Source organism: Pseudomonas sp. NPDC089396, from assembly GCF_044749545.1.
Taxonomy (GTDB): domain Bacteria; phylum Pseudomonadota; class Gammaproteobacteria; order Pseudomonadales; family Pseudomonadaceae; genus Aquipseudomonas.
Window position 1 is genome coordinate 17,046 of record NZ_JBIVIC010000002.1, and the last position, 21,815, is coordinate 38,860.

21 protein-coding genes and 4 tRNA genes are annotated in these 21,815 nt (G+C 63.3%); 9 read left to right on the forward strand and 16 right to left on the reverse strand.

Translation table 11 applies throughout. The features are described 5' to 3' along the window. From ACIPZB_RS03090 to ACIPZB_RS03130, 9 genes are all read right to left on the reverse strand, one after another. On the reverse strand, positions 1-1,278 hold the full coding sequence (locus ACIPZB_RS03090; protein WP_400638964.1) for a Zn-dependent hydrolase: 1,278 nt from the start codon (positions 1,276-1,278) through the stop codon (positions 1-3). Positions 1,279-1,432: 154 nt separating this feature from the next. Further along, positions 1,433-2,128: an ABC transporter ATP-binding protein gene (locus ACIPZB_RS03095; protein ID WP_400638965.1), complete on the reverse strand. Its 696-nt coding sequence runs from the start codon at positions 2,126-2,128 to the stop codon at positions 1,433-1,435. Beyond that, the gene (locus tag ACIPZB_RS03100; protein ID WP_400638966.1) at positions 2,128-2,880 is read right to left on the reverse strand and encodes an ABC transporter ATP-binding protein; all 753 of its coding nucleotides are present in this window, start codon (positions 2,878-2,880) and stop codon (positions 2,128-2,130) included. The genes ACIPZB_RS03095 and ACIPZB_RS03100 overlap by 1 nt, the downstream gene beginning before the upstream one ends. Beyond that, positions 2,880-3,899: a branched-chain amino acid ABC transporter permease gene (locus tag ACIPZB_RS03105; RefSeq protein ID WP_400638967.1), complete on the reverse strand. Its 1,020-nt coding sequence runs from the start codon at positions 3,897-3,899 to the stop codon at positions 2,880-2,882. The genes ACIPZB_RS03100 and ACIPZB_RS03105 overlap by 1 nt, the downstream gene beginning before the upstream one ends. A 1-nt stretch (position 3,900) precedes the next feature. Continuing rightward, the gene (locus tag ACIPZB_RS03110; protein ID WP_400638968.1) at positions 3,901-4,761 is read right to left on the reverse strand and encodes a branched-chain amino acid ABC transporter permease; all 861 of its coding nucleotides are present in this window, start codon (positions 4,759-4,761) and stop codon (positions 3,901-3,903) included. Positions 4,762-4,826: 65 nt separating this feature from the next. Further along, positions 4,827-6,029 (reverse strand): ABC transporter substrate-binding protein, encoded by a 1,203-nt coding sequence (locus ACIPZB_RS03115; RefSeq protein WP_400638969.1) that lies wholly within the window; start codon positions 6,027-6,029, stop codon positions 4,827-4,829. Positions 6,030-6,119: 90 nt separating this feature from the next. Continuing rightward, a complete protein-coding gene (locus ACIPZB_RS03120; RefSeq protein ID WP_400638970.1) occupies positions 6,120-6,884 on the reverse strand; it encodes a FadR/GntR family transcriptional regulator in 765 nt (254 codons plus the stop codon). Positions 6,885-7,126: 242 nt separating this feature from the next. After that, positions 7,127-7,357, reverse strand: a complete 231-nt coding sequence (locus tag ACIPZB_RS03125; protein WP_008090119.1) for a PP0621 family protein — start codon at positions 7,355-7,357, stop codon at positions 7,127-7,129. Between the two features lie 93 nt (positions 7,358-7,450). Next, positions 7,451-8,470, reverse strand: a complete 1,020-nt coding sequence (locus ACIPZB_RS03130) for an outer membrane protein assembly factor BamD (RefSeq protein WP_008090121.1) — start codon at positions 8,468-8,470, stop codon at positions 7,451-7,453. Positions 8,471-8,617: 147 nt separating this feature from the next. Between ACIPZB_RS03130 and rluD the strand changes: the two genes are divergently transcribed. The 6 genes from rluD to ACIPZB_RS03160 all read left to right on the forward strand — a co-directional run bounded on the left by rluD (position 8,618) and on the right by ACIPZB_RS03160 (position 13,827). Then, the gene (gene rluD, locus ACIPZB_RS03135) at positions 8,618-9,580 is read left to right on the forward strand and encodes a 23S rRNA pseudouridine(1911/1915/1917) synthase RluD (RefSeq protein WP_043272812.1); all 963 of its coding nucleotides are present in this window, start codon (positions 8,618-8,620) and stop codon (positions 9,578-9,580) included. Further along, on the forward strand, positions 9,577-10,317 hold the full coding sequence (gene pgeF / locus ACIPZB_RS03140) for a peptidoglycan editing factor PgeF (RefSeq protein ID WP_400638971.1): 741 nt from the start codon (positions 9,577-9,579) through the stop codon (positions 10,315-10,317). The genes rluD and pgeF overlap by 4 nt, the downstream gene beginning before the upstream one ends. 248 nt (positions 10,318-10,565) lie before the next feature. Then, the gene (gene clpB, locus ACIPZB_RS03145; protein WP_400638972.1) at positions 10,566-13,130 is read left to right on the forward strand and encodes an ATP-dependent chaperone ClpB; all 2,565 of its coding nucleotides are present in this window, start codon (positions 10,566-10,568) and stop codon (positions 13,128-13,130) included. Between the two features lie 458 nt (positions 13,131-13,588). Beyond that, positions 13,589-13,664: transfer RNA gene (locus ACIPZB_RS03150), tRNA-Asn, on the forward strand. A gap of 4 nt (positions 13,665-13,668) precedes the next feature. Further along, positions 13,669-13,745 (forward strand) — tRNA-Pro (locus ACIPZB_RS03155). Between the two features lie 6 nt (positions 13,746-13,751). Beyond that, positions 13,752-13,827, forward strand: a tRNA-Lys gene (locus tag ACIPZB_RS03160). Between the two features lie 315 nt (positions 13,828-14,142). Here ACIPZB_RS03160 and ACIPZB_RS03165 read toward each other — a convergent pair. The 3 genes from ACIPZB_RS03165 to ACIPZB_RS03175 form a co-directional block, all read right to left on the reverse strand. Beyond that, a complete protein-coding gene (locus ACIPZB_RS03165; protein ID WP_008091950.1) occupies positions 14,143-15,438 on the reverse strand; it encodes an NAD(P)/FAD-dependent oxidoreductase in 1,296 nt (431 codons plus the stop codon). Between the two features lie 84 nt (positions 15,439-15,522). Next, positions 15,523-15,696: a DUF3094 family protein gene (locus ACIPZB_RS03170; RefSeq protein ID WP_400638973.1), complete on the reverse strand. Its 174-nt coding sequence runs from the start codon at positions 15,694-15,696 to the stop codon at positions 15,523-15,525. A 132-nt stretch (positions 15,697-15,828) separates the two neighbouring features. Continuing rightward, entirely contained in the window at positions 15,829-16,458 is a 630-nt protein-coding gene (locus tag ACIPZB_RS03175) for a DUF1780 domain-containing protein (protein WP_008091953.1), read from the reverse strand. A gap of 74 nt (positions 16,459-16,532) precedes the next feature. Between ACIPZB_RS03175 and ACIPZB_RS03180 the strand changes: the two genes are divergently transcribed. After that, entirely contained in the window at positions 16,533-17,240 is a 708-nt protein-coding gene (locus ACIPZB_RS03180; RefSeq protein ID WP_400638974.1) for an energy-coupling factor ABC transporter permease, read from the forward strand. A 174-nt stretch (positions 17,241-17,414) separates the two neighbouring features. Here the strand turns inward: ACIPZB_RS03180 and yacG are convergent, their stop codons facing one another. The 4 genes from yacG to ACIPZB_RS03200 are packed head-to-tail and all read right to left on the reverse strand — an operon-like array spanning position 17,415 to position 20,309. Further along, positions 17,415-17,615, reverse strand: a complete 201-nt coding sequence (yacG, locus tag ACIPZB_RS03185) for a DNA gyrase inhibitor YacG (protein ID WP_008091956.1) — start codon at positions 17,613-17,615, stop codon at positions 17,415-17,417. After that, positions 17,612-18,235, reverse strand: a complete 624-nt coding sequence (gene coaE / locus ACIPZB_RS03190; RefSeq protein WP_400638975.1) for a dephospho-CoA kinase — start codon at positions 18,233-18,235, stop codon at positions 17,612-17,614. The genes yacG and coaE overlap by 4 nt, the downstream gene beginning before the upstream one ends. Next, entirely contained in the window at positions 18,235-19,101 is an 867-nt protein-coding gene (locus ACIPZB_RS03195; RefSeq protein ID WP_400638976.1) for a prepilin peptidase, read from the reverse strand. The genes coaE and ACIPZB_RS03195 overlap by 1 nt, the downstream gene beginning before the upstream one ends. Further along, on the reverse strand, positions 19,101-20,309 hold the full coding sequence (locus ACIPZB_RS03200) for a type II secretion system F family protein (protein WP_400638977.1): 1,209 nt from the start codon (positions 20,307-20,309) through the stop codon (positions 19,101-19,103). Before ACIPZB_RS03200 ends, ACIPZB_RS03195 begins: the two co-directional genes overlap by 1 nt. Positions 20,310-20,524: 215 nt before the next feature. Here ACIPZB_RS03200 and ACIPZB_RS03205 point away from each other — a divergent pair, with 215 nt between their 5' ends. Both ACIPZB_RS03205 and ACIPZB_RS03210 read left to right on the forward strand, forming a co-directional pair. After that, a complete protein-coding gene (locus tag ACIPZB_RS03205) occupies positions 20,525-20,935 on the forward strand; it encodes a pilin (protein WP_400638978.1) in 411 nt (136 codons plus the stop codon). Between the two features lie 70 nt (positions 20,936-21,005). Then, positions 21,006-21,081 (forward strand) — tRNA-Thr (locus ACIPZB_RS03210). The last annotated feature ends 734 nt before the right edge of the window (positions 21,082-21,815 follow it).

A 21,815-nucleotide genomic window follows, 5' to 3' on the forward strand; every position in this document is an offset into this window, starting at 1 on the left:
TCAATGGGCTCCCTGATTGGCGGCCTGGAACATGGCACACAGCAGCACATCACAGCCGTCGGCCAAATCCTGCGGCGCGGCGTTTTCGATTTCGTTGTGGCTGATGCCGCCCTCGCACGGCACGAAGATCATCCCGGCCGGGCCCAGCTCGGCGAGGAAGATGGCGTCGTGGCCGGCACCGCTGACGATGTCCATGTGGCTCAGGCCCAGTTCGCGCGCGCCCTGGCGCACGGCATCGACGCACTGCTCGGCAAAGTACAGCGGCGGGAAGTCGGCAGTGGGCGTTAGCTCGAACTGCAGGCCATGCTTGGCCGCGCTGCTCTCGATGGCTGCGCGCACCTCGTCGACCATGGCTTGCAGATGGCCGGGGTCGAGGTGGCGCAGGTCGATGGTCATGTTCACCTGGCCGGGGATGACGTTGCGCGAGCCCGGATGCAGGCTCAGGCAGCCGACCGTGCCACAGGCATGCGGCTGGTGGGCATGAGCCACACGGTTGACCGCTGCCACCACTTCGGCTGCGCCGACCAGTGCGTCCTTGCGCAGGTGCATCGGCGTAGGGCCTGCGTGAGCCTCGACACCGGTGAGCACCAGGTCGAACCACTTCTGCCCCAGGCACCCCTGGACCACGCCAATGGTGGTGCGCTGGTCTTCCAGCACCGGGCCCTGTTCGATGTGCGCCTCGAAGTAGGCCCCCACCGGGTGACCGGTGGGCACGCGCGGGCCGGCATAGCCGATACGCGACAGCTCGGCGCCGACCGACAGTCCTTGGTCATCGACCTTGTCCAGGGTTTCCTGCAGGCCGAACTTACCGGCGAACACCCCCGAACCCATCATGCATGGCGGGAAGCGCGAGCCTTCCTCGTTGGTCCACACCACCACTTCCAGCGGTGCCTCGGTGGTCAGCTGCAGGTCGTTGAGGGTGCGCATCACCTCCAGGCCGGCCATCACCCCGTAGCAGCCATCGAACTTGCCGCCGGTGGGCTGGGTGTCGATATGGCTGCCGGTCATCACCGGTGACAAGGCCGGGTTGCGCCCCGGGCGGCGGGCGAAGATGTTGCCGATGGCGTCGATGCTGACCGTGCAACCGGCTTCGGTGCACCAGCGTACGAACAGGTCGCGGGCCTGGCGGTCGAGGTCGGTCAGGGCCAGCCTGCACACGCCGCCCTTGGCGGTGGCGCCGAGCCGGGCCAGGTCCATCAACGACTGCCAGAGGCGCTCGCGGTTGACCAGGGCGCCCTGGCCGAGCAGGTGCTGCGAGGGATCGATGCGGGTATTCATGGGGCGTCTCTCCAATGGCGAGGATCTGCGTTGTCAGGGCTGGCCCCATCGCCGGCAAGCCGACTCCCACAGGTCCAGTGCAGGCCTTGCGGGCGGCACTGATCCCTGTGGTAGCCGGCTTGCCGGCGATAGCGCCGGTACTGACACCACAAGGTCAGGCACTCAGGGCCAGGTAGCGGTTCTTGATGCTCGGGTCTTCACGGAACTGGGCAGCGCTGCCCTGGTAGGCCACGCGTCCTTGTTCGAGCACGTAATGCCGGTCGGCAAGGGCGTCGCAGACCATCAGGTTCTGTTCCACCAGCAAGATCGACAGGCCTTCGCCCTTGATCCGCCGCAGAATCTTCACCAGCTCGTCGACGATCACCGGGGCCAGGCCTTCGGTGGGCTCGTCGAGGATCAGCAGCTTGGGGTCGTTAAGCAGGGCGCGGGCAATGGCCAGCATCTGCTGCTCGCCGCCGGAGAGCGCGAAGCCGCCGTTGCGCCGGCGCTCTTTCAGGCGCGGGAACATGGTGTACACATCCTCCAGCTGCCAGCGGCTGTCCTTGCGCACGGCGATCTTCAGGTTCTCCTCGACGCTGAGCTGGCGGAAGATGCCGCGATGCTCCGGCACCAGGGCGATGCCCTGGCGGGCGATGTCGAAGATCTCGCGGCCAACCAGTTGCTGGCCGTTGAAGCTGATCTGCCCCTGGCGCGGCCGGACGATGCCGAGGATGCTGCGCAACGTGGTGGTCTTGCCAGCGCCGTTGCGCCCCAGCAGTGTGACCAGCTCGCCGTCCCCGACCTGCAGCGAGACGCCTTCGAGCACATGGCTCTTGTCGTAGTAGGAGTGGATCGATTCGACGTTGAGCATCAGGCGGCCTCTCCAAGGTAGGCGGTGCGCACGCGCTCGTCGTTGCGCACCTGTTCCGGGGTACCCTCGACCAGGATCTGGCCGTGGCTCATGACAGTGATGCGCTGGCTGATCGACATGACGATGCTCATGTTGTGCTCGATCAGCAGCACGGTGTGGTCGCGCCCCAGGTCGCTGATCAGCTCGGTCATCACCGGAATGTCGTCAATACCCATGCCCGAAGTGGGCTCGTCGAGCATCAGCAAGGTGGGCTTGGCGCAGATCGACATGCCCACTTCCAGCACCCGTTGCTGGCCGTGGGACAGCTCGCCGGCCAGGGTGTCGGCGCGGGCGGTCAGCTTGAGGCGTTCCAGCACCTGGTCGGCGGTGTTCCAGTGGCTGCGCTTGTGCTCCACGCTGCGCCAGAAGTTCAACGCCCCCAGGCCGTCGCGACCTTGGGCGGCCAGGCGCAGGTTCTCGCGCACCGAGAGGTTCTGGAACAGGCTGGTGAGCTGGAACGAACGAGCCATGCCCAGCGCCACCCGGCCGTGGGACGGCTTGCGGATGATGTCCTGGCCGTTGAGCAGGATCTTGCCTGCGGTGGCCTGGCGTTCACCGGTCAGGCAGTGGAACAGGCTGGTCTTGCCGGCACCATTGGGGCCGATCACCGTGTGGATGGTGCCGGCGCGCACCTTCAGGTCGACACCGGCAACGGCCTTGAACGGCCCATAGGCCAGCTCGAGATGGCGGGTTTCCAGGAGGTAGTCGCTCATCACAGGGTCTCCTTGGTCTTGGCGGGAGTCTTGGCCGGGTCACGGCGCGACGGTCGCAGGCGCTTGCCCAGGTCGGCCAAGCCGCCCCACAGGCCGCCGCGCATGAACACCACCACCAGGATCAGGATCGCCCCCAGCAGCATGAGCCAGCGCGGCCACAGTTCCGACAGCACATCGCCCAGCACGACGATAGCGCCGGCCCCCAGCAAGGAGCCGAACAGCGAGCCGGTGCCGCCGACAATGGTCATGATCAGGATGTTCTCGCTCATCATCAGGTCGATGTTCGACAGCGGCGCAAAGTGCAGCAGCATCGCGTAGAGCGCCCCGGCGATGCCGGTGATGGCGCCGGACAGCATGAACACCAGGATCTTGAAGTGACGGGTGTCATAGCCGATGGCCGCGGCGCGGGTTTCGTTCTCGCGGATCGCCAGCAGGGTGCTGCCGAACGGCGAGCGGATCACCCGCAGGGCACCGGCGAAAATCAGCAGGAACAGCACCGCGACGAACACGTAGAAGTGCCGAGGGTCGGCCAAGTCGACCAGCACATGGCCGGCGATCTCGATGTTCGGCCGCGGCACGTCGAGCAGGCCATTGTCACCGCCGGTCCAGCCGCTCAGGGTGTAGGCCAGGAAGTAGGCCATCTGGCTGAAAGCCAGGGTCAGCATGACGAAGTAGATGCCCTTGCGGCGGATGGCCAGGGCACCGACCAGCAGCGCCAGGAAGGCGCCGAACACCGCCGCGCCGAGCAGCGCACTGAACATTCCCCATTTCAGATGGATCATGAGCAGCGCCGCGCCATAGGCACCCACGCCGAAGAAGATGCCCTGACCGAATGACAGCAGGCCGGTGTAGCCGAGCAGCAGGTTGCAGGCCAGCGCCGCGAGGGCAAAGATCAGGATCTCGGTGGCCAGGGTCGCCGACGGCAGGATCAACGGCAGCGCCACCAGGCTGGCGATAACCAGCAACAGCAGCGCAGGTGCGCGGCCCTTGGCGACGGGCAATGGATTTTTCTCGCTCATGTCATGCTCTCCCGAACAGGCCGTAGGGACGAACCAGGATCACCGCCGCCATGGCGCCGTAGATCATGAGGCTGGCGCCTTGCGGCCAGAGGCTGGTCATCATGCTTTGCACCACGCCCACCAGCAGGCCGCCCACCAGGGCGCCGCCAAACGAACCCATGCCACCGATGACCACCACTACGAAGGCGATGCCCAGGATTTCCGGGCCGACGAACGGTTGAGCGCCGCGCAATGGTGCGAACAGCACCCCGGCGACACCGGCCAGGCCCACGCCCAGGGCGAAGGTCAGGGAGAACAGGCGGAAGATGTTGGTGCCCAGCAGCGACACGGTCTCGGTGCTTTCGCTGCCGGCACGCACCAGGGCACCGAAGCGTGTGCGCTCCAGCAACAGCCACAGGCCCACGCCGATCAAGGCGGCGAAGCCGATCAGGAACAGGCGGTAGTAGGGGTAGATGAAGTCGCCGATGATCAGCACCCCGCGCAGCTCGGGCGGCACGGCGATGTTCTTGCCGACCGGGCCCCAGATCAGCACCGAGGCTTCCTGGATGATCAGCGCTATCCCCAGCGTGACGAGGATCTGGAAGGTATGCGGCAGGTGGTAGATCCGTTTGATCAATAGACGCTCCACTGCCCAGGCCAGTGCTGCCACCGCCAGCGGCGCGATCAGCAGCGCCAGCCAGAAGTTGCCGGTAACGGCCACGGCGGTGTAGCACAGGTACGCGCCGAGCAGGAAGAAGGCGCCGTGGGCGAAGTTGACGAAGTTGAGCAGGCCGAAAATGATCGTCAGGCCCACGGCGATGAGAAAGTAGATCATCCCCAGGCCCAGGCCGTTGAGCAGTTGGAACAGGTACAAATCGAGCATGAGTGTGCCCTCGACAGCACGCGGTGCGGCTGCCTGTACGAGTGTTTTTGACGAACGCCGCGGCTTCAGGCCAGGGCGCAACCGGTGTGGTCGACCTCGACGAACGAACGGCCCGAGCTGATGACTTCAGCCAGGTCGTCCTCGTCGCGCATCTGCCCCTGGGGCTTGCCGCGCAGCAGGTAGTAATCCTTCATGACCTGGTGATCGCCAGGGCGGATCAGCTCTTCGCCGGTCGGGCCCTGGAAACGCATGCCCTGCAGGGCAGCAGCTACGCTGGCGCCGTCGAGGGTGCCGGCCTTGCTGATGGCGTCGAGCATGACCTTGGTGCCGATGTAGTCGGCCGCCAGCGGGTAGTTGGGATTGATGCCGTAGGCCTTGCGGGTGGCTGCGACCAGCTGCTGGTTCATCGGGGTATCGACCTGGTGCCAGTACTGGGCGCCCAGGTACACACCTTCGAGCACGTCGCTGCCCAGCTCCTGGAACTGGTCGAGCCCGGCCGACCACACCAGCAGCACTTTCATGCGGTCCTTGATGCCGAAGTTCACCGCCTGGCGCAGGGCGTTGGACGACTGGCTGCCGAAGTTGAGCAGCACCAGCACGTCGGGTTTCGCGGCGATGGCGTTGGTCAGGTAGCCGGAGAACTCCTGCTCCTGCAGGGAGTGGTAGCTGTTGCCGATGTGCTCCACGCCGAACTCGGCGAACACCTTGCGCGCGTTGTCCAGCAGTGCGTCGCCGAACACATACTGCGGGGTGATGGTGTACCAGCGCTTGGCCTGGGGCAGTTGGCGAATCATCGGCACCAGGGTCTCGCGGATGGCGCCGTAGGTGGGCACCGACCAGCGGAAGGTCGAGGCGTTGCAGTCCTTGCCGGTGATTTCATCGGCGCCGACCGGCGTCATGAACACGCCGCCGGCCTTGTGGATTTCCTTCGACACCGCCAGCGCCGAGGACGACAGGGTGCACCCCTGGAAAAAGCGTGCGCCGTCCTGGCCGATGGCTTCCTGCACCTTGCGCACCGCCTTGCCGGCATTGCCTTCGGTGTCGATGACTTTGTACTTGAGCGGGCGGCCGAGCAGCTGCGGGTACTCGGCGATGGCCAGGCGCGACCCCATGTCGGCGTACTTGCCGTAGCTGGCAAAGGCGCCAGACATGGACTTGAGCCCGTAGAAGGTCAGCGGTTCGTCGGCGAATGCCCGGTGCGCTCCGAAAGGGAGGCTACCGATGGCACCCAGGGCAAGGCCTGCCTTGAGCAGGGTACGTCTTTGCATGGGTAACTCCTTGGTTGTGGTTATTAGGCAGGAGTGGCAATGACAAAGCGGGTACGGCCGGGCCTGTGTGCAGGCCTCTGTACAGGCGGATCAGCGGTTGTGTTCGAACTCCAGGAGGAAGTGGCGGGCGACCTCGCCTTCGAGGGCGGTCATGTGGTGCTCGGCGTCGCACATGTGTTCGTGCATCAGCCGGCGTACAGCGGGCTCGTCGCTGGCACGCAGGGCCAGCATCAGCTGTTTGTGGTAGTCGATATTGGCTGCGGCGAACTGCTGGCGCTTGGGCAGGTAGGCCTTTTTCAGCACTACCAGGTCGCGCAGCAGGTCGTTGAGGAACACCGCCATGAAGCGCAGCAGCGGGTTGGGGCAGCGGTGCGCCAGCAGGGTATGGAACTCGAGCTCCGCCAGGCGCTGCTCGCGCTGGCCCTGTTCGCTGTCTTCCGGGGCACTGCAGAAGTCGATGTTGGCCTGCAGGGCGGCGTAGTCCGCTTCGCTCAACTGGCCCATGACCGACACTGCCAGCTCGACCTCGATGACCTTGCGCAGCTGGTACACCTGCTCGCCGTCCAGGTGCTGGAAGTGCAGGTAGTTGCGCAGCGCACGGCTCGCCGGTTCAGTGCCGACTTCATTGAGGTAGGCGCCGCCGCTGGGGCCGGTGCGGGTGCTGACCAGGCCCTCGACTTCCAGGGCCTTGAGCGCCTCGCGAGCGGTGCCCTTGGAGCATTCGAAGTGCTCCATCAGCTCGCGCTCGGTGGGCAGGCGGTCGCCGGGGTGCAGGGCCTCGGTCACGATCGAGCGCTTGACCGATTCGACGATCATGTCGGACAGCTTCTGGCGCTTGCGTTTGGGTTTGAGCATTTCGCTATTTTTCATATTTATGCGGATAAATAGGATTTAGCGAACTTTGCTGGGGCGGGTCAATGCTGGCGGTGGGGACGGGGTCGCAAATGGTGCGAAAGGGTCGGGGAGGGATATGTGAGGTTGTTTTTGCTGGCCTTATCGCCGGCAAGCCGGCTCCTACAGGTACGGCCCACGCCTCAAGGCATGTGTCGTCGGTGTGGGAGCTGGCTTGCCAGCGATAGGGCCAGTGAGGTCGGCAGTCAGCCCTGGCGCCCGGGCCCCTGCTCCAGGTGCGCCGGGCTGCAATACCACTCGTTACCCCGGTGCAGCGCCCGGTCATTGGGCAGGTGCACCCCGCAATGGGCGCAGCGCACCATTTTCAGCGGGGCGTCGAGCTTCGGTTCGGAAGGCGATTGCTGGCTGATCTTGAATTTGCGCCACAGCCAGTACGCGGCGGCGATCACGGCGATCCAGAAAAGTAGACGAACCATGGTGTCCAGCTTGTCGAATGATGAAGGCGACAGTCTAGGATGCTGCCAATAAAAAAGGGAGGCCCTGGGCCTCCCTTTCTATTAGCGCTTGAATCAGTCGAACAGACCAAAGGTCATGTAGCTGAACCACGAGCGGTCTTTCTCGGCTTCCTTCGGCCCTTCCGGCAGGATCGGGTCGCCGTTCTCGTCCTTGGGCAGCAGCTCTTCCGGCATTTCGGAGCGGGCGTCCTGGAACTGGCGGACCACGTCCTGGTTGGCGCGGGTTTCGCCCGGTGGCAGCGGGGTATCGGTCTCGATCATGCCCAGGGTGGCCTTGGACAGCCAGCTGCGGCCATCAGACTCGGTCTGCTTGGGCTCGAACTGGCCATCGACCAGGCTCGGGTGGTTCGGGTAGTTGAGCTTGAGGGTTTCCAGGCTGGTGGCGGCCAGGTCGTCCAGGTGCATCTTCTGGTAGGCCTCGACCATCACTGCCAGGCCGTCGCCGACCGATGGGGTTTCCTGGAAGTTCTCTACCACGTAGCGGCCACGGTTGGCGGCGGCGACGTAGGCCTGGCGGGTCAGGTAGTAGTCGGCCACGTGGATTTCGTAGGCGGCCAGCAGGTTGCGCAGGTAGATCATGCGCTGCTTGGCGTCTGGCGCGTAGCGGCTATTGGGGAAACGGCTGGTCAGCTGGGCGAACTCGTTGTACGAGTCGCGGGCGGCACCCGGGTCACGCTTGGTCATGTCCAGCGGCAGGAAGCGCGCCAGCAGGCCACGGTCCTGGTCGAACGAGGTCAGGCCCTTGAGGTAGTAGGCGTAATCGACGTTCGGGTGCTGCGGGTGCAGGCGGATGAAGCGCTCGGCAGCCGATTTGGCGGCCTCGGGCTCGGCGTTCTTGTAGTTGGCGTAGATCAGCTCGAGCTGCGCCTGGTCGGCGTAGCGGCCGAACGGGTAACGCGACTCCAGGGCCTTGAGCTTGTTCACTGCGCTGGTGTAGCTGGAATTGTCCAGGTCAGCCTGGGCCTGCTGGTACAGCTCGGCCTCGCTGAGGTTCTCGTCAATGACTTCCTTATTGGAGGAACAGGCCGCGGTGAGCCCGAGGATGGCGATCAGCAGCAGGTGTTTCACTTGCATGGCGGCTTGCGTCCCTTTGACGGCCGCTGTCTTGGGCGGAGCCGTCCTGTTATGATGAGCGCCCCGGCCAACCCCGGGACAAAAGAAGCCGTATTTAACCACAAGCGTGCAGTCGAAACCAAAGGCTGTACGCCCGCCGAATCGAGCATGTCCGAGATCATTCAACTTAGCGCAGAGGTACCGTCCGAACTGGGCGGTCAACGCCTCGACCAGGTCGCCGCCCAATTGTTCGCAGAGTACTCGCGTTCGCGGCTTACTTCGTGGATCAAAGAGGGTCGCCTGACGGTCGATGGCGCGGTCCTGCGCCCTCGAGATACCGTCCATGGTGGCTCGCTGCTTGCCCTGGAGGCCGAGCAAGAGGCCCAGGGCGAGTGGGTGGCCGAAGACATCGAACTGGACATCGTCTATGAAGACGACCAGATCCTGGTGATCAACAAGCCAGCCGGCCTGGTGGTGCACCCGGCTGCCGGGCATGCCAGTGGCACCCTGCTCAACGCGTTGCTGCACCATGTGCCGGATATCATCAACGTGCCGCGTGCGGGCATTGTCCACCGCCTGGACAAGGACACCACCGGTCTGATGGTCGTCGCCAAGACCCTGCAAGCGCAGACCAAGCTGGTCGAGCAGCTGCAAAGCCGCACGGTCAGCCGGATCTACGAGTGCATCGTGGTCGGGGTGGTGATCGCTGGGGGCAAGATCGATGCGCCAATCGGCCGTCACGGTGGCGTGCGCCAGCGCATGGCGGTAACTGAAGGCGGCAAGCCTGCGGTCAGCCACTACCGGGTGCTCAAGCGCTTCCGTTCGCACACCCATGTGCGGGTGAAGCTGGAAACCGGCCGTACCCACCAGATTCGTGTGCACATGGCGCATGTGGGTTATCCGCTGGTCGGCGACCAGACTTACGGTGTGCGTTTCCGCATTCCGCCGGCGGCCAGCGTGGCCATGGTCGAGGCGGTCAAGAACTTCCCGCGCCAGGCGCTGCACGCCCGCTTCCTGGCACTGGATCACCCGACCACCGGTGAACGGATGGAATGGGCTTCGCCGCTGCCGGACGACTTCACCTGGCTGTTGTCGCTGCTGAATCAGGACCGCGAGGCGTTTATCGGATGAGTGGTCTGACGCAGTCGCTGCTGTTTCCCGACTGGCCGGCCCCGGCCTCGGTGCGCGCCTGCGTTACCACGCGTCAGGGCGGCGTCAGTGTGCCGCCCTATGAGACTTTCAATCTCGGTGACCACGTGGGCGACGACCCCGCTGCGGTCGCCGAGAACCGACGCCGCCTGAGCGACGCGTTCGCCATCCAGCCGGCCTGGCTCAAGCAGGTGCATGGGCGGGTGGTGGCGGATGCCGACCCGGCCGTGTTGGCCGAAGCCGATGCCAGCTGGACCGACCAGCCCGGCATTGCCTGTACCGTGATGACCGCCGATTGCCTGCCCGCGCTGTTCTGCGACCGCGCCGGTACGCGCGTGGCTGCCGCCCATGCCGGCTGGCGTGGGTTGGCGGGTGGTGTACTGGAAGCCACCCTCGATCGCCTGGCACTGCCGCCTGAAGAGGTGCTGGTGTGGTTGGGCCCGGCCATTGGCCCGCAGGCGTTCGAGGTGGGGCTGGAGGTGCGTGATGCCTTTACCGCGGTGCATCCGGAAGCGGGCAGGGCGTTTGTCGACGGCGAGCGGCCGGGCAAGCTGATGGCCGACATCTATGAACTGGCGCGCATTCGTCTGGCGGCGCGTGGGGTCACTGCCGTTTATGGCGGGGGCTACTGCACGGTCAGTGATGAGCGGTTCTTCTCCTATCGCCGTACCCCGCAGGGTGGGCGCTTCGCTTCAATGGTCTGGCTGGATCCTCGCTAGTCAGTACCGGCCGCATCGCCGGCAAGCCGGCTCCCACAGTTACAGCGCAAGCCTCAGGCCATGTGGGATCCCTGTGGGAGCCGGCTTGCCGGCGATGAATCCCCACTAATCCATCAGACTGACCCCGGTCAACCCCGCTACGCTTGAATCTTCCAGAATCAGCCTTATCTATAAGGTCATCTCAGGCAGGTTTCTTCATTAAAGGCGCTGTCCATCGCTCCGACCTGCCCTTACAGGAAGGTATCCCCATGCGAATAGACCGTTTAACCAGCAAGCTGCAACTTGCAATATCCGATGCCCAATCCCTGGCCGTTGGCATGGATCACCCTGCCATCGAGCCCGTGCACCTGCTGCAGGCGCTGATCGAGCAGCAGGGCGGCTCCATCAAACCGCTGCTGATGCAGGTCGGTTTCGACATCAACAACCTGCGCCAGGCATTGGTCAAAGAACTCGATCAACTGCCGAAAATCCAGAACCCCACCGGCGACGTGAACATGTCGCAGGACCTGGCGCGCCTGCTCAACCAGGCTGACCGCCTGGCCCAGCAGAAGGGCGACCAGTTCATCTCCAGCGAGATGGTGCTGCTGGCGGCCATGGACGAGAACAGCAAGCTCGGTAAGTTGCTGCTCGGCCAGGGCGTGACCAAGAAGGCCCTGGAAAACGCCATCAACAACCTGCGCGGCGGTGCGGCAGTCAACGACGCCAATGCCGAAGAGTCGCGCCAGGCGCTGGACAAGTACACCGTCGACCTGACCAAGCGTGCCGAAGAGGGCAAGCTCGACCCGGTGATCGGCCGTGACGACGAAATCCGCCGTACTGTCCAGGTGCTGCAACGCCGTACCAAGAACAACCCGGTCCTGATCGGCGAGCCCGGCGTGGGTAAGACCGCCATCGCCGAAGGCCTGGCCCAGCGCATCATCAACGGCGAAGTGCCCGATGGCCTCAAAGGCAAGCGCCTGCTGGCGCTGGACATGGGTGCGCTGATCGCCGGTGCCAAGTACCGCGGTGAGTTCGAAGAGCGCCTCAAAGGCCTGCTCAACGAGCTGTCCAAGCAGGAAGGCCAGATCATCCTGTTCATCGACGAACTGCACACCATGGTCGGCGCCGGTAAAGGTGAGGGCGCCATGGACGCCGGCAACATGCTCAAGCCGGCCCTGGCCCGTGGCGAGCTGCACTGCGTTGGCGCCACCACGCTCAACGAATACCGCCAGTTCATCGAGAAGGACGCGGCGCTGGAGCGTCGCTTCCAGAAAGTGCTGGTGGAGGAGCCGAGCGAGGAAGACACCATTGCCATCCTGCGCGGCCTGAAAGAGCGCTATGAAGTGCACCACAAGGTGGCCATCACCGACGGTGCGATCATCGCTGCGGCCAAGCTCAGCCACCGCTACATCACCGACCGCCAGCTGCCGGACAAGGCCATCGACCTGATCGACGAAGCGGCCAGCCGCATCCGCATGGAGATCGACTCCAAGCCGGAAGTGCTCGACCGTCTCGACCGTCGCCTGATCCAGCTGAAGGTGGAGTCCCAGGCGCTGAAGAAGGAAGAAGACGAAGCGGCCAAGAAGCGCCTGGAGAAGCTGACCGAGGAAATCGAGCGGCTGGAGCGCGAATATTCCGACCTGGAAGAAATCTGGGCGTCGGAAAAAGCTGAAGTTCAAGGCTCGGCCCAGATCCAGCAAAAGATCGAGCAGGCCCGCCAAGAGCTGGAAGCCGCCCGTCGCAAAGGCGACCTGAACCGCATGGCCGAACTGCAGTACGGGGTGATCCCGGACCTGGAGCGCAGCCTGCAGATGGTCGACCAGCACGGCAAGACGGAGAACCAGTTGCTGCGCAACAAGGTGACCGAGGAAGAGATTGCCGAGGTGGTCTCCAAGTGGACCGGCATCCCAGTGGCCAAGATGCTCGAAGGCGAGCGCGAGAAGCTGCTGAAGATGGAAGACCTGCTGCACCAGCGCGTGATCGGCCAGAACGAAGCCGTCACCGCCGTGGCCAACGCTGTGCGCCGTTCGCGTGCCGGCCTGTCCGACCCGAACCGGCCGAGTGGTTCGTTCCTGTTCCTCGGCCCGACCGGTGTGGGCAAGACCGAGCTGTGCAAGGCCCTGGCCGAGTTCCTGTTCGACACCGAAGAGGCCATGGTGCGTATCGACATGTCCGAGTTCATGGAGAAACACTCCGTGGCTCGCTTGATCGGCGCTCCACCAGGCTATGTAGGTTATGAAGAGGGCGGTTACCTGACCGAAGCGGTACGGCGCAAGCCTTACTCGGTGGTGCTGCTGGACGAGGTGGAGAAGGCCCACCCGGATGTGTTCAACGTGCTGCTGCAGGTGCTCGAAGACGGCCGCCTGACCGACAGCCATGGACGCACCGTGGACTTCCGCAACACGGTGATCGTGATGACCTCCAACCTGGGCTCGGCGCAGATCCAGGAGCTGGTGGGGGATCGCGAAGCACAGCGTGCGGCGGTGATGGATGCGGTGGGTTCGCACTTCCGTCCGGAGTTCGTCAACCGTATCGACGAGGTGGTGGTGTTCGAGCCATTGGGCCGCGACCAGATCGCCGGTATCACCGAGATCCAGCTTGGCCGCCTGCGCAGCCGTCTGCTCGAACGCGAGCTGGCGCTGAGCCTGAGCCCCGAGGCGTTGGACAAGCTGATTGCCGTGGGTTACGACCCGGTGTATGGCGCACGGCCGCTGAAGCGGGCGATCCAGCGCTGGATCGAGAACCCGCTGGCGCAACTGATCCTGGCCGGCAAGTTCCTGCCTGGTTCGGCGATTACCGCCAAGGTGGAAGGCGACGAAATCGTGTTTGCCTGATCCCTGCTGTAAAAAAGCCCCGCCTCTGCGGGGCTTTTTTTTGCCTGAAATCGCGCTGCCCCCATCGCTGGCAAGCCAGCTCCCACAGGTACAGCACAGTTTCAAAGACGGGCAGGGACCCGTGTGGGAGCCGGCTTGCCGGCGATAGGGCCCGCCCAGACCCCGCAAAACCTAGGCCTTCCAGCCTTTTTTGATAACTTGCTGAAAATTTTGAAATTTTTGCTTGCATCAAATTCAGAGTGCCCCTAATATACGCCGCGTTGTCAGCCACTAAGCGAATCACTAGCAACAACGGTGATCGCAAAACAACTTACAAATCAGTAAGTTGAATGAAAAAAAGGGGTTGACAAGCAAAACGAAGAATGTAGAATAGCCGGCCTCAGCAGCGACAAAGCGAAAGCGAAGAAGCTAAAGAGTCCGAAGCGAACACAGTCTTCGGAGTTGTACCGAAGTTCAGTTCCGCGATAGCTCAGTCGGTAGAGCAAATGACTGTTAATCATTGGGTCCCTGGTTCGAGTCCAGGTCGCGGAGCCAATCTCGGGGTGTAGCGCAGTCCGGTAGCGCGCCTGCTTTGGGAGCAGGATGTCAGGAGTTCGAATCCCCTCACCCCGACCACTTTCCGGGTCGTTAGCTCAGTTGGTAGAGCAGTTGGCTTTTAACCAATTGGTCGTAGGTTCGAATCCTACACGACCCACCATGTAAAGAGGGCATCTCGACAGAGATGCCCTTTTTCTTTTGCCTCGAATTTATCCCGCGCATAAAAAATGCACCTTTCGGTGCAGATCTTCTGTAGTCATTCAGCCATGGCACGGGCTGCTGTTGGTAGGCGGGCTGCTGGCCCTATCGCCGGCAAGCCGGCTCCCACAGGTGTTTCACAAGCCTTGAATGCTGTGCGTACCCTGTGGGAGCAACTGTCTTGCTCAATTTCTAATAGTTGACGCGATTCCTGTGGGAGCCGGCTTGCCGGCGATGAGGCCAGTGCAAACAACCTGACCTCAAGCCACTTCCAAAATCAGTGCAGCTTCAACCGCGGCTCAGTGCCCCGCCCAATCTTGCTCCCCAGCATCATCAACGCCGTGCGGAAGAACCCATAAAGCGCCATCTGGTGCATCCGGTACAGCGACACATAGAACATCCGCGCCAACCAGCCCTCCAGCTTCACGCTGCCCATCAGGTTACCCATCAAGTTGCCCACCGCCGAGAAGCGCGACAGCGACACCAGCGAGCCGTAGTCCTTGTACTCGTAAGTCGGCAGCGCTTTGTTCTCCAGCCGCGCCTTCAAGCTCTGCGCCAGCATCGAAGCCTGCTGGTGTGCCGCCTGGGCCCGTGGCGGCACATTGCGGTCGCTGCCCGGTTGCGGGCACGCGGCGCAGTCACCGAAGGCGAAGATGTTGTCGTCGCGGGTGGTCTGCAGGGTAGGGCGCACCACCAGCTGGTTGATGCGGTTGGTTTCCAGCCCGTCGATGTCCTTGAGGAAGCCCGGCGCACGGATACCCGCCGCCCACACCTTCAGGCTGGCCTGGATCACTTCACCGTCTTTGGTTTTCAGCCCGTCTTCGGTCACTTCGCTGACCGCAGCGTTGGTCATCACCTTCACCCCGAGTTTTTCCAGGGTCTTGTGCACCGGCACACTGATGCGCTCAGGCAGGGCAGGCAGTACCCGCGGGCCGGCCTCGATCAGGGTGATGTGCATGTCCTGGGGCTGGATGCGGTCCAGGCCATAGGCCGCCAGTTCGTGGGCGGCGTGGTGCAGCTCGGCCGCCAGTTCCACACCGGTGGCACCGGCACCGACGATCGCCACGCTGATCTTCTCGCTGGCCACGTCGCCGGCATGGGCGCGCAGATAGTGGTTGAGCAGCTGCTGATGGAAGCGCTCGGCCTGCTTGCGGGTATCCAGGAACAGGCAATGCTGCGCCGCGCCCAGGGTGCCGAAGTCGTTGGTGTTGCTGCCCACGGCGATCACCAGGGTGTCATACGCCAGGGTACGCGCAGGCAGCAGCTCGCGGCCCTCTTCGTCGAGGGTGGCGGCCAGTTGAATCTGCTTGCCTTCACGGTCCAGGCCGCTCATGCGCCCCAGCTGGAAATTGAAATGGTTCCACTTGGCCTGGGCCACGTAGTTCAGTTCGTCATCCGAGGAGTTCAGCGAGCCGGCGGCCACTTCGTGCAGCAGTGGCTTCCAGATGTGCGTGAGGTTGGCGTCGACCAAGGTGATTTCGGCCTGCTTGCGCTTGCCCAGGCTTTTACCCAGGCGGGTCGCCAGTTCCAGGCCGCCGGCGCCGCCGCCGACAATCACGATGCGATGAGTCATGGGAATATCTCATAAGGTTTACGGAATTCGTGGCCATGCCGGCCGGCCGCAAACTGCACGAGGGGAGGGCGAGCGCGAAGCAGCTCATAGCACCAGTCCACTCAACAGGCGGCTGATGAGACCCAACCCGATGGTCACCACCAGCACCAGCACAAGGAGCAACCAAGGCCGGAATGGCCTGCGCTCGACTTGGTGCTGGGGGGCTCGCAGATACTCATCGACACGACGCTGATCTTCCGGATTCAGTCGGCTGGTCATGGTGGGCCTCGTCAGGTAGACGTATGTGACTGCATGGACGCTACAGCGTTCATGCAAGCGCTTGAATCAAATGATAATGCTTTCTATCCCTGGCGCCGAGTGTACGCCATCGCAAAGACTCTCGGCACTGGATCAAAGACTGATGCCCACGTCGAAAACGATGCTGCGCCCCAGGTTGCCGCGCAGGAAGTCCGGCGCGTCCGGGTGGGCGAACAGCACTCGGGCAAACGTCGGCCCGACCAGCGACAGCGAGCGCCAACCCTGGCGCAGGTATTCGGTGGGCGGCGGAAAGTGGGTGTTCAGGTCGAGCACTTCGCGCTTTAGGCTGGCGAAGGCGATGATGTCCAGCTCGTTCAGGTCCAGCCCACGTTCACGGTAGTTGTGCGCCTTCTTGCGCAAGGTCGGTGCCAGACGCGCCAGCAGCTCGCTGGCGGCGATCCGCCTGGGCCGCGCCTCGCGGCGTACCAGCTGGGCCAGGGAGAAGGCACTGCGCCGACGCTGCAGCTCTTCGCGCCATTCGTCATTGAGCCGGCGCCCTTCATCCAGCACGAAAAACACCTCGAATGCGGCATCGCGGAACAGCACGTCTGGCGGCTCCTGGCCGGCCGGGGTGAAGTCCTCGCTGCGATAGGGAATGTTCAGCCCCTGCAGCAGGCGCTGGCATACCCAACGTTCCCGCTCCCACTTGCGTGCATTGGAGAGGAAAGCATTGGCTTGTTCGGCCTGGATGGTGAGCAGGCGCAGGTAGTCTGAGTCATCCATGCAGACAAGCTTAGTCGCTAAACCATGACGATAAGATGCTGTTTTCCAATGGGTGTAGACTCAGGCATATCCACATGCCAGCAAGGGGTATGCGTCAGGTGATCAGTGCGCAGGTGTTGTCCGACACCAGCCTCAGCGTCGGCTGGCTGGGTTACGTTCCTTTGTTGCTGTGGGCGGCCAGCCGCACCCGCTGGGTGGAACTGTTCGCCGACAGGCGCCGTCAGCATTTGCTGTTCGGCACGGTGTTCTGCCTGTTTGCCCTGTGGCTGGTGCGGCGCGACTTCGATACCGGCGTGTCGTATCACTTCATTGGCATGACTGCGGTGACCTTGCTGCTGGATTGGCCGCTGGCGATTCTGGGGGGATTCTTCGCTCAGCTTGGCTTGCTGGCGCTTGGCCGGCAGGACCTGGCTGCGCTGGGCGTGAACGGGTTGTTGCTGGTGGGACTGCCGGTGCTGATTACCGAGGTGTGCGCCATTCTGGTCGAGCGCGCGCAGCCGCGGAACCTGTTCGTCTATATCTTCTGTTCGGGTTTTTTCCCGGCCGCGCTCACGGTGTTGGTGTGCCTGTTGGCGGGGCTGGGTTTGCTGTGGCTGGACGGGCGCTTCGCCATGCCGGAGTGGCTGAGCGACTTTGTGGGCTACCTGTGGTTGATGATGTTCCCGGAGGCGTTCATCAACGGCATGGTGATCAGTGCCCTGGTGGTGTTTTGCCCGGAGTGGCTGGAGACGTTCAACCGCACCCGTTATCTACAGGCGCCGTGGAAGGAGGATGAGCGGTAATTTGTACTGGCCTCATCGCCGGCAAGCCGGCTCCCACAGGTTACAGCGTTGGCCTGAGCATTGCGCGGTACCTGTGGGAACAAAGGTCTTGCACATAATCTGAAAGCTGATGCAATCCGTATGGGAGCCGGCTTGCCGGCGATGGCCTGCAAAGCAGGCCCCTGGCCACTCAACTCAATGCCGCGGCTCCAGATCCCCCGAATACAGCTCATCCTCAGACTCTTCAGCCCCCGGAATCTTGTGCTCCTCAGCCGCCCAGGCCCCCAGATCGATCAACTTGCAACGATCAGAACAGAACGGCCGGAACGCGTTCTTCTCGTTCCATTCCACAGGTGCGCCACAGGTCGGGCAATCGACGGTCAATGGCTTGCTCATGGCTGGCCTCCTCGTAAAGTCAGGTAAAAGTGGTGCAAACGGTCGATCTGCCCATGCAACGCGGCCAGGTCGCTGTCGTTGACCACCACATCATCGGCATGGCGCAGGCGCTCCTCGCGGGCCAACTGGGCCTTGAGAATCGCCTGCACCTGCTCGGCGCTGGTGTTGTCGCGCTGCAAGGTGCGCGACACCTGCAGCGCCTGCGGCGCATCGATCACCAGCACGCGCTGGGTCTTCAGGTGCTGGCCAGACTCGATCAGCAGCGGCGACACATACACCGCATAAGGCGATTCGGCCTTGGCCAGGTAGCTGAAGATCTCCTGCCCGATCAGCGGGTGCAGCAGCTGCTCCAGCCATTTGCGCTGAGCCGGGTCGGCGAAGATCAGCTGGCGCAAGGCCGCACGATCGAGCTGGCCATCTTCCAGCAGCACGCCAGGGCCGAAGCGCTCGACGATGCTCGCCAGGGCCGGTCGGCCAGGTTCGACGACCCAGCGCGCCGCCTGGTCGGCATCGACCAGGTGCACGCCAAGCTCGACGAAGCGTTCGGCGGCGGCGCTCTTGCCGCTGCCAATGCCGCCGGTAAGGCCGAGAATCCAAGGGGTGAAGGCCGCAGTGGTCATCAGAATCCAAGCAGTTGCAGGTATGAGGCGTATATTTCATCACCCCAGAGCACAGCAATCCACCCCGCAATGGCCAGATAAGGGCCAAAGGGTATCGCCACGCTCACCGGGCGGCGGCGCAGGCGCAGCAGGCACAGGCCGATAATCGCGCCCAGCAGCGACGACAGCAGCAGGGTCAAAGGCAATATCTGCCAACCTGCCCAGGCACCGATCAGCGCCAGCAGCTTGAAGTCGCCATACCCCATGCCTTCCTTGCCGGTCACCAGCTTGAACAGCCAGTACACCGCCCACAGGCTGAGGTACCCGGCCACCGCGCCCCACAGGGCCTCGGTCAATGGCACGAAGACGCCGAATGCATTGACGATCAGCCCCAGCCACAGCATCGGCAGCACCAGCACGTCCGGCAGCAGGCCGTGGTCGGCATCGATCAGGCTCAGGGCCAGCAGGCACCAGGTCAAGGGCAGCGCCAGCAAGGCTTCGAGCGAGGCACCGAAACGCCAGGCCACCACCAGAGACAGCAACGCGCAGGCAACTTCCACCAGTGGATAACGCAGGCCGATCGCGCCTTTGCAGGCCGAGCAGCGACCGCGCAATGCCAGGTAGCTCAGCAGCGGGATGTTCTCCCACGCGCGAATGCGGTGCCCGCAATGCGGGCAATGGGAGGCGGGCAGGCACAGATCGAAGCGCGCGTGCTCATCGGGTACCAGTCCCAGCACCTCCTGGGCTTCACGCTGCCATTGACGGTTCAGCATGATCGGCAGGCGATACACCAGCACGTTGAGAAAGCTGCCCACCAACAGGCCGAGCAAGGTCGCCAAGGTGATGAAGTACGCCGGCTGCTCAGCCAGGAAAGTCGATAAAGTCATCAGATCAAACTACCCATCTGGAAGATCGGCAGGTACATCGCCACCACCAGGCCGCCCACCAGCACGCCCAGGATCGCCACGATGGCCGGCTCCAGCAGGCTGGTCAACTGCTCCAGTGCCTGGCTGACCTGTTCCTCGTAATGGCTGGCAGCTTTATCCAGCATCTGGTCCAGGGTGCCGCTGGATTCGCCGATGGCCGTGAGCTGTATCAGCAGCGGTGGAAACATAGCCTCGGCCGCCATCGCCTGGTGCAGCCCCTGCCCATTGGCCATGCCCTGGCGCAGGCGCAGTACCGCCTGTTGCTGCAGGTCGCCACCACAGGCACCGGCCACAGTGCCCAACGCATCCAGCAACGGCACCCCGGCGGCATACGCCGTCCCCAGGCTGCGCGCAAAGCGCGCCAGCGCGGCCTGCCCAATCAACCGGCCGAACACCGGTAAACGCAGCACCTGTCGAGATATCCACAGGCGTGATGGCGCATGCTGGCGATACAGCGCGTTCACACCCAGGCACAGCGCCACGGAAGTTATCAACAACAGCGGCGCATGGCGCCCCAGCCCTGTGGACAAGTCGATGACCCATTGGGTGAAGGCCGGCAATCCTGCATCGAAGCCGGCGAACAGGCTCTGAAAACGTGGAATCACTTCCAGCAACAAGATCGCCGATACGCCCAGGCCGGTGAGCAACAGCAGCAGGGGATAGAGCATCGCCTTGCGCACTTTCTTGTACAGCGCCTGACGTTGCTCCAGCATGCTCGCCAGCTGTTCCAGCTGCCGGTCCAGCGTGCCGGACTGCTCACCCACCCGCACCAGGTTGCAGTACAGCCCGTCGAACCAGCCCGGGTGGCGCTGCATCGCATCCGCCAGCCCCAGCCCCGCGCTTACATCCTGTTGCAACCGCTGCAGCAACGCCGCTCGCCCGGCATCGCAGCCGCTGCGGCCCATCACCTCAAATGCTTGCAGCAGCGGCACACCGGCCTTGAGCAAGGTCGCCAACTGCCGACTGAAGCCCGCCGGGTCACGTTTCTCCCGCGCCTTCGGCCAGCGCCAGTCCAGCCCACCGGCCGGCCGCAAGCGCGCAACGCGAATACCCTGGCGCTGCAGCCCGGCACGCACATACGCCGGGCTGCGCCCGCTCATCTGGCCACTGACGGCTGCGCCACTGGCATCGGTGCCGTGCCAGGCGTAACGCTGAGTCGAATGCTTCATGCAAAGGTCCTTTTTTGCCCATGCGACAAGCCTGGAAACAGCTTGCCGAGTCCCTGGAGGGGCGCACTTCCCTGATGCTCACTAGAGTAGTTCAGCGACGCTGACGCCCGGACGGGCAGGGGTGACAAAAGGTGTCTGTTCAGGCCTACTGCGCCGCTGCCAGCCGGGGTCGAGCCTGACCTCACCGAGTATGCGAATCAAAAAGGAAAACGTTCATGAAAGGGCAACGCGGTATCACCCTGATCGAACTGATGATCGTCGTGGCGATCATCGGCATTCTGGCGACCATCGCCATCCCGATGTACACCAACCACCAGGCCCGCGCCAAGGCGGCTGCCGGGTTGCTGGAGATTTCCGCGCTGAAGACCGCGATGGACCTGCGCTTGAACGAAGGCAAGGACGTGGCCGACGTAGCCGCATTGGGCGGGCAGGCTGCCACTTCCCATTGCGCCATTACGGCACGCGGCACCGCCGCAGATGGCAGCGCCACCATCGACTGCACCCTGGCCGATGCGCCGGCCATTGTGCTCGGAAAGACTCTGACGCTGACCCGCTCGGCCACGGGGTGGGGCTGCACGACCAACATCGAGGAAGACCTGGCGCCGAACGGCTGCAAGGCGCCTTGAGGGCGGGGTAATTAGTCAGGGGAAACAGGGGTTTGCGTAACGGCTGCGGCAGTGGTACGTTGCGCTACACGCCGGTGTAGCTCAGTCGGTAGAGCAGCGCACTCGTAACGCGAAGGTCGCAGGTTCGATTCCTGTCTCCGGCACCACATACAGTTGGCCCGATGCAGCTTTCCTTGCGTTCGGCCCCTCCAAAAAAGCCCGCCTTGTGCGGGTTTTTTTGTTATTGAGCCGAACAGTTTTAAGTCGCAAGCTACCCTCCAAAGCCGAAACTTCATTCGAGTTAGCGGTTCGTTATTTTCTACTTCGGATTGGACTGTTTTAAAGATAATGGTTTGCTGGCGCTTGGCTCTGACTCAGTGTTTACGGGCCTCTCAGCGAAAATTTTAGAGATGTCAGCATCGCCGACTAAAGATAATTTCTAAATGGGCAAGTTTTTTGCCATGTTTTCGGCTGCTCAATTTCCTCCCCTGCTCGCCTCTGGTTGACGGCCTTGACGAGCTTTCTGCTCGACCTCTGACCGCCAATCTTAGTCATGCTCTTTTCCTACGACAGGCGAAGCCTTTGCGCAGGGCCTTGAAACTTGCTCAACCAGAGCCAGAGGGATAAATTGCCTCGAAGCATCGGCGACGCGACCTTGGCCGGTCGGAATCGAAAGGCGCAGCAGCGCCAAGTCTTCATCGCAGTCGCTTTTTTTGTGCCCGCGATGTTGCGTTATGGCGGTGGTGCGCGGGACACCTTCGGGTGTGCCGGGCTCCTTTCGTCCCGGTCGGCCAACCCGCGCACTGCAGCCACCCTAACTTGCTTGGCCGCGAGCGGTGGCAGTTCCACAACGAAAGGAACTCATGCATGACCACCAGAAATCCGTTCAAGATCCTCGCAT